The following is a 5,393-nucleotide window of genomic DNA, read 5'->3' on the forward strand; positions in this document are numbered from 1 at the left end:
AACAGGCCAGACCGGCCAAGGGGACGGTCAGGTTCGCGAGGCCGCGGCTCGTCGGTACCCGCGCAATGCCGGGTAGGCAAAGATCACGATCGCCCCCACAGCCCAGGCGACCGTCTTGATCAAGCTGTCGGCCACCGGTCCGCCGATGGCCAGCGCACGCATGGTCTCGATGGCACACGTCATGGGCTGGTTGCGGACCAGGGGCTGCAGGATCTCCGGGTAGGCCTCGATCGGAGAGAACCCCGAATTGAAGAACATCAACAAGCTCGTGATGAGCGACATGATGGGCACCAGGGGGAGGTTCGATGCCGAAACCGCCAGTGTCAGAACGATCGTCGAGTAGGCCGCACCGTAAAGGAGGGCGACCCCGAAGATGCCGATTGCCGGCAGGACCCCTTGGTTGAAGCGCCATCCGATGGCCAGGCCCGCGGTTGTCAGGATCGCTGTACTGACCAGGATCCGGATCAGCTCGACATTGACACGCGACGTCAGATCCGCAGCCCGATGTACCGGTAGTACGTAGAGGCGGGTCAGCAGTCCTGTTCGCCGCTCGCTGATCAGCCGGGTGCCCACGGCGAGCGAGCCGAACATCGCCCCGACAAGGACAACCAGGGGCACAGTGCCGTACGCACTGTTCTGACCCGTGGCCTGTCCGACGGCGTCCCCGAGGACAACCTTGAACATGACCATGCTCAGGAGCGGGAACAGCATGCTCTGCATGAGGGTGAGTCGGTCCCGCGTGACGACGAGCAACTGCCGACCGGTGAGGATGCGGGCGTGCCGCAGGAACGCCTTGACTCCGCGCTCACTGGCGTCGGGGTGATCGGCAAATGCTGTCGCCAGGTCCTTGCGGTGATCGCCCGCCGACTCCTGCTCGGCCGCGTCGACGGCCGCAGCAGCAGCGGCGATCTTCCGCACGTCCAGACGAACGGTCTGGGCCTGCTGGAGTTCGGCCGATACGTGGCTGGTGTCCAGAGCGCCCGGATCGGTGAACTGGGTGAGCTGCTCACCTCGGTATGCGGTGGCTCCCGCACGGCCCGACGGGCGAAGGACTGCTTGTTCGGCAGTCCAGTCCGCGGCTGCGGCACCAGGGGACAGAAGTGTCCACGGGCCGACAAAAGTCCGATTGGTGGCAGTGACCGGGGCTTCGTAATCGCTCTGGTCCGCCTCGCTGCGGTCGAGTCGCTCGAATCGTGTGGTCGGGAGGTCGTCGGGACGGCTTCGGCGTCGTCCGGACGGGGGCTGTTCGGTGCGCCACCAGTGCTGGAGCCCGGCGGCATCGCCGTCGCCCCGGTGTCGGGGGCGACGGGGCACCACCGGTACCGGCGGCTCCTGCGGCGGACGTTTGTCTTCGCTCAACGTCGGCTGCTCCGAATCATCACCCAGGCCCCGCCGATGATGGCGGCGACAACAACCCCTGTGGCCCACAAGATCGAGGGCAATGCGAGCCGCAGGGTCACCTCACCGCCGTCGAATCCCCGCATCAATTCGGTGAATTGAGAGATCGGCTGATTGCGTGCGAATGGTCTGATCCACTCGGGGAATCGTTCTTCCGGGACAAATCCGGTGGAGAGCATTCCGAGGATCAACTGCGGTAGGGCGAGGGCCTGGCTGGTGGCCTGCGGGTTTCGCGACAGGGCGCCGATCGTGTCGGCGCCGAACGCCAGGATTATGCCGACAACAAGGGCGACGCCGAGGAAGCCTGCGAAATTGAGCAGACCCGACTCCGGTCTCCACCCGATCACCAGCCCCGAGATGATGGCCCAGCACAACGAGATGATGAGCAGTACTACGTTCGCGGCGAGCCTGGCCATGAGTGGTACCAGGATGTTCACCGGCATGCTCCGCAGCCGGTTGCTCAATCCCAGGCTGCCGTCGGTGGCGGCCCGCATGGCAGCGGAGGTGGCCACGAACCCCACGGACTGCAAGCAGATCACCGGCATCAGGAACTGGGCATAGTCCATCCCGGGGTACAGATCCATGATCGTCCGCAACGGGACATAGAAGCAGACGGTCAGCAGCACCGGGGAGACGATGCACAGAAGGAACTGTCCTTCGCGGGCCATCCCTCGGAGCGACCGGTTGGTGAGGGCCAGCCACTGCTGGCCGGCATGCACCGAACGATCGCTCCCGGAGGACACGACCCGATCCGGGGTCAGCGTCGTCATCGGCGGTCCCGGGCTGCCGTGGAACTGGTGGCCGGAGACGTCGCCGTGGGGGAGCCGCCGGTCGGCGACTCGGTCAGCTTCAGGAACACGTCGTCCAGCGACGGACGACGGAGGCCGACGTCGGTGAGTTCGATGCGGGCGGCGTCGGTGCGGCGCACGATCTCCACGAGCGTCTGCGTCGCGTTGATCGCGGGCATCGTCAACGAGGTTCGCGACATGTCGATGCGGATCTGGTCCGGTGGAACCATGTCGGCCAAGAGTTGCTTGAGCTTCTTGAGGTCGTCGGGATAGCTGGGGATCACCTCGCAGAAGGTGCCACCGACCTCTTCCTTCAGCGCAGAGGCCGTGCCCTCGGCGATCACGCGCCCCTTGTCGATGACAACGATCCGGTCGCTGAGTAGGTCGGCCTCCTCCAGGTACTGGGTGGTCAGCAGCGTGGTGATGCCCTGATCGCGCAGCGACGTCACGATGTTCCAGACATCCTGGCGGCTTCGCGGGTCCAGGCCAGTGGTCGGTTCGTCGAGGAAGACCACCTCCGGCCGGACCACCAGACCACAGGCGATGTCGATACGCCGCCGCATTCCGCCGGAGAACTTCCCCACTCGCCTCGACGCAGCCTCCACAAGATTGAACGCCTCGAGGAGTTCATCGGCGCGGCCGTTCGCCTCGCGTTTGCGCAAACCCATCAACCTGCCGAACAAGATGAGGTTTTCGCGTCCGGTGAGAGATTCGTCAAGGGCAGCGAACTGCCCGGTCAGCATGATCGACTTGCGGACCGACGCGCGATCCTTGACCACGTCGAAACCGGCGATCGAGGCGCTGCCGCCGTCGGGAGTCAGCAGGGTCGCCAGCATGTTGACGGTTGTGGTCTTCCCGGCGCCGTTCGGCCCCAGGAGTCCGAGCACCGTCCCGGTCGGCACCTCGAAACTGATGCCGTCGACGGCGGTGAAATCACCGAATGTCTTGACCAGGTTGTTTGCCACCACACTGTGCTGAATCCGGCCGCCGCCGACGGGCTGTATCCGGCCGCCGCCGACCGGCTGCTGGTAGGCGGACGGGGCGCCCGAGGAGGCTCGTACGCCGTCCTGGTCGTCGCTGTTCTGCGTAACTCGGCCCCGCCTCGCCTGCATGTCCGTCCCGTCATCGTCATGGTCGCCATGGCGACGCGATCACACCTGATGATTCGTTACGAACCTATCGCACCCAACGGGCCGTAACGCTACGGCTCGACGCAGCGATATCGTCCGTATGAATGGAATGTTGGGCAATTGGTATTCAATGGCCTGACAATGGCTATGCTTCGGTGACCTGGACGGGGCTATTTGCAGGCATCCGACGAATTGCACGAGAAGAACGCATTCGGCGCACGTTTTGAGAGGGAGGGCGTTGTGGTACTGCAGCTCCGCCGCTATGGCAAGGGGTCGTCGGCCCGATCCGACGCACGCGGCTCTCGTAACCGAGAGGATCGCACACTCACGCAGCTCGTGATGGCTGCTGCTGATATCGGCCGTGATCGGCCGGCAGTGGTGGGTCAGGGTTACGCGGTGAACTTTGGCGAACTCAAGGGACGGGCACAGGGTGCCGCAATCGCGATGGCGAGCGACGCGGTGGATGATTCCGCCCTCACCGTCGCGCTCATGACTTCCGTGCCCGGGCTGGCGGTGTCGGGCCCGCGCGGCCTCGCCGATACGCTTGCCGGGATACGCATACAGGCAATGATGGTTCTCGCGGAAGCCGAACTGGTCTGATCTGCTGTCCGCCGGCAGTCTGTGCACCCGATGCGGGGTACGGGCCGCCGGCGGTGGTGTGTGTCGACCGTGGTGCACGCGTAACCGAAACTGGAGAAGGGTCCGCTCATGAGCAATCCATTCGACGACGAAGACGGCCGATTCTTTGTGCTGGTCAACGACGAGAACCAGCATTCGCTGTGGCCGACATTCGCCGACATCCCGGCCGGCTGGAACAAGGTCTTCGGTGAGGCATCGCGCGCCGAGTGCCTCGACTACGTGAACGAGCACTGGACTGACCTGCGCCCGAAGAGCCTGATCGAGGCCATGGAAGCCGATTCTCAGCAGTAGCTGCGCGACCGCGGGTCTGCGGGCCACAGCACCGTAAAGGTCATCGTGTCTGTCCGAAACACGTGGTGACAATGACACGAAATCGCATCGAACGTTTCATTTTCGATGCGTGCTGCGCGCCCATCCGCCCTGGTCAGGGGCCGTACGCTCCAGGTGTGTCGTAGATCACACCCGGATCTTGTAACAGCTGGAATACTTCCCTTCCCTTACTGCCCGGGTACTGTGAATATTAGCTACGCCGACCCATTGAGGGTCGAGGCAGATGCACAGGGTTGGTGAGCAGATGGCTATTTCAACGATTCGGCCGCAACAGCGGGCTATGGCGCCTTCATCTCAGAGGGTGGACCTGCCTGCCGCGGTGGGCGAGATCACTCGAGTGACCCCTGACCGGGTGGTCGTCCGGTACAGATCGCGTGCGCTGACGTACCGCGACCTCACCGGTGCGATCAATCTGATGATGCCGGTGACCCGGAACCAGTACATGGACGACCGATCCGCTGTCGTGGCCGCCATCTTCGCGGGCATCCCGGCTCTCGGTGCAGAAACCGACGGGTCGGTTGTCGCTGCGATCGTCGACGATGCACTTGCTCAGATCCGCGGCGACTTCGACGAACTGCACACCGCGACGGCACCGCCCCAGCAGCGTGTCACCGCCGGGCGAACGAGTGAGATCGACCTCCGTGTGATCGCCAGCAGGCTCGCAGGCGGGTAGTCCACCACCACCGGCCCCAGCGGCCCCCAGATATTCGACACCGGCCCCCTCGGACGCACATCGCGTACGAGGGGGCCGGACTCGTCGGTCCTGGTGACAGCCACCGATCGAACGTCAGCGATGGTGCGCGAGGCCTGGTCTATACTTGACTGCGCTGCCGGAGACGCCCGATGGACTCGCCAGAACCGCGATGTCGAGCTGATCCGGGCCGCCGAAGCGACGGTGTAACGGCTATGACAATCTGGTCGATAGGTCACAGAAAGGCATGCCATTCGAGTGGCAGATATCTGCGACTCGCCTGCGTGGTTACTGTCTAAACGACCACTTGCGGGTTGAATGTGAACAACGAAGACACCGCCATTACATTCGCAGATACAAGAATTCATCGTCACTGAGGCCGAGGCGAGCAAGCGTTCGAGATTGGAGCGGCAAACT

The 5,393-nt window shown here is 64.1% G+C and carries 6 protein-coding genes; 3 read left to right on the top strand and 3 right to left on the bottom strand.

All coding sequences use genetic code 11. The annotated features are described in order from the left end of the window. Positions 1–27: 27 nt before the first annotated feature. The 3 genes from ACVWY6_RS03200 to ACVWY6_RS03210 form a co-directional block, all read right to left on the bottom strand. The gene (locus ACVWY6_RS03200; RefSeq protein WP_030164843.1) at positions 28–843 is read right to left on the bottom strand and encodes an ABC transporter permease; all 816 of its coding nucleotides are present in this window, start codon (positions 841–843) and stop codon (positions 28–30) included. A gap of 512 nt (positions 844–1,355) precedes the next feature. Continuing rightward, positions 1,356–2,168 carry an ABC transporter permease gene (locus ACVWY6_RS03205; protein ID WP_023956078.1) on the bottom strand — a complete coding sequence of 271 codons (813 nt, stop codon included), beginning with the start codon at positions 2,166–2,168 and terminating at the stop codon, positions 1,356–1,358. Continuing rightward, positions 2,165–3,298 (bottom strand): ATP-binding cassette domain-containing protein, encoded by a 1,134-nt coding sequence (locus ACVWY6_RS03210; RefSeq protein WP_116917462.1) that lies wholly within the window; start codon positions 3,296–3,298, stop codon positions 2,165–2,167. The genes ACVWY6_RS03205 and ACVWY6_RS03210 overlap by 4 nt, the downstream gene beginning before the upstream one ends. A gap of 258 nt (positions 3,299–3,556) precedes the next feature. Between ACVWY6_RS03210 and ACVWY6_RS03215 the strand changes: the two genes are divergently transcribed. From ACVWY6_RS03215 to ACVWY6_RS03225, 3 genes are all read left to right on the top strand, one after another. Further along, positions 3,557–3,916 carry a hypothetical protein gene (locus tag ACVWY6_RS03215; protein WP_165842550.1) on the top strand — a complete coding sequence of 120 codons (360 nt, stop codon included), beginning with the start codon at positions 3,557–3,559 and terminating at the stop codon, positions 3,914–3,916. Positions 3,917–4,024: 108 nt separating this feature from the next. After that, positions 4,025–4,246, top strand: coding sequence for an MbtH family protein (locus tag ACVWY6_RS03220; protein WP_023956070.1), 222 nt, complete (start codon positions 4,025–4,027; stop codon positions 4,244–4,246). Positions 4,247–4,586: 340 nt separating this feature from the next. Next, entirely contained in the window at positions 4,587–4,958 is a 372-nt protein-coding gene (locus ACVWY6_RS03225; protein ID WP_023956068.1) for a hypothetical protein, read from the top strand. Positions 4,959–5,393: the final 435 nt, after the last annotated feature.

The organism is Williamsia sp. R60 (genome assembly GCF_054063855.1).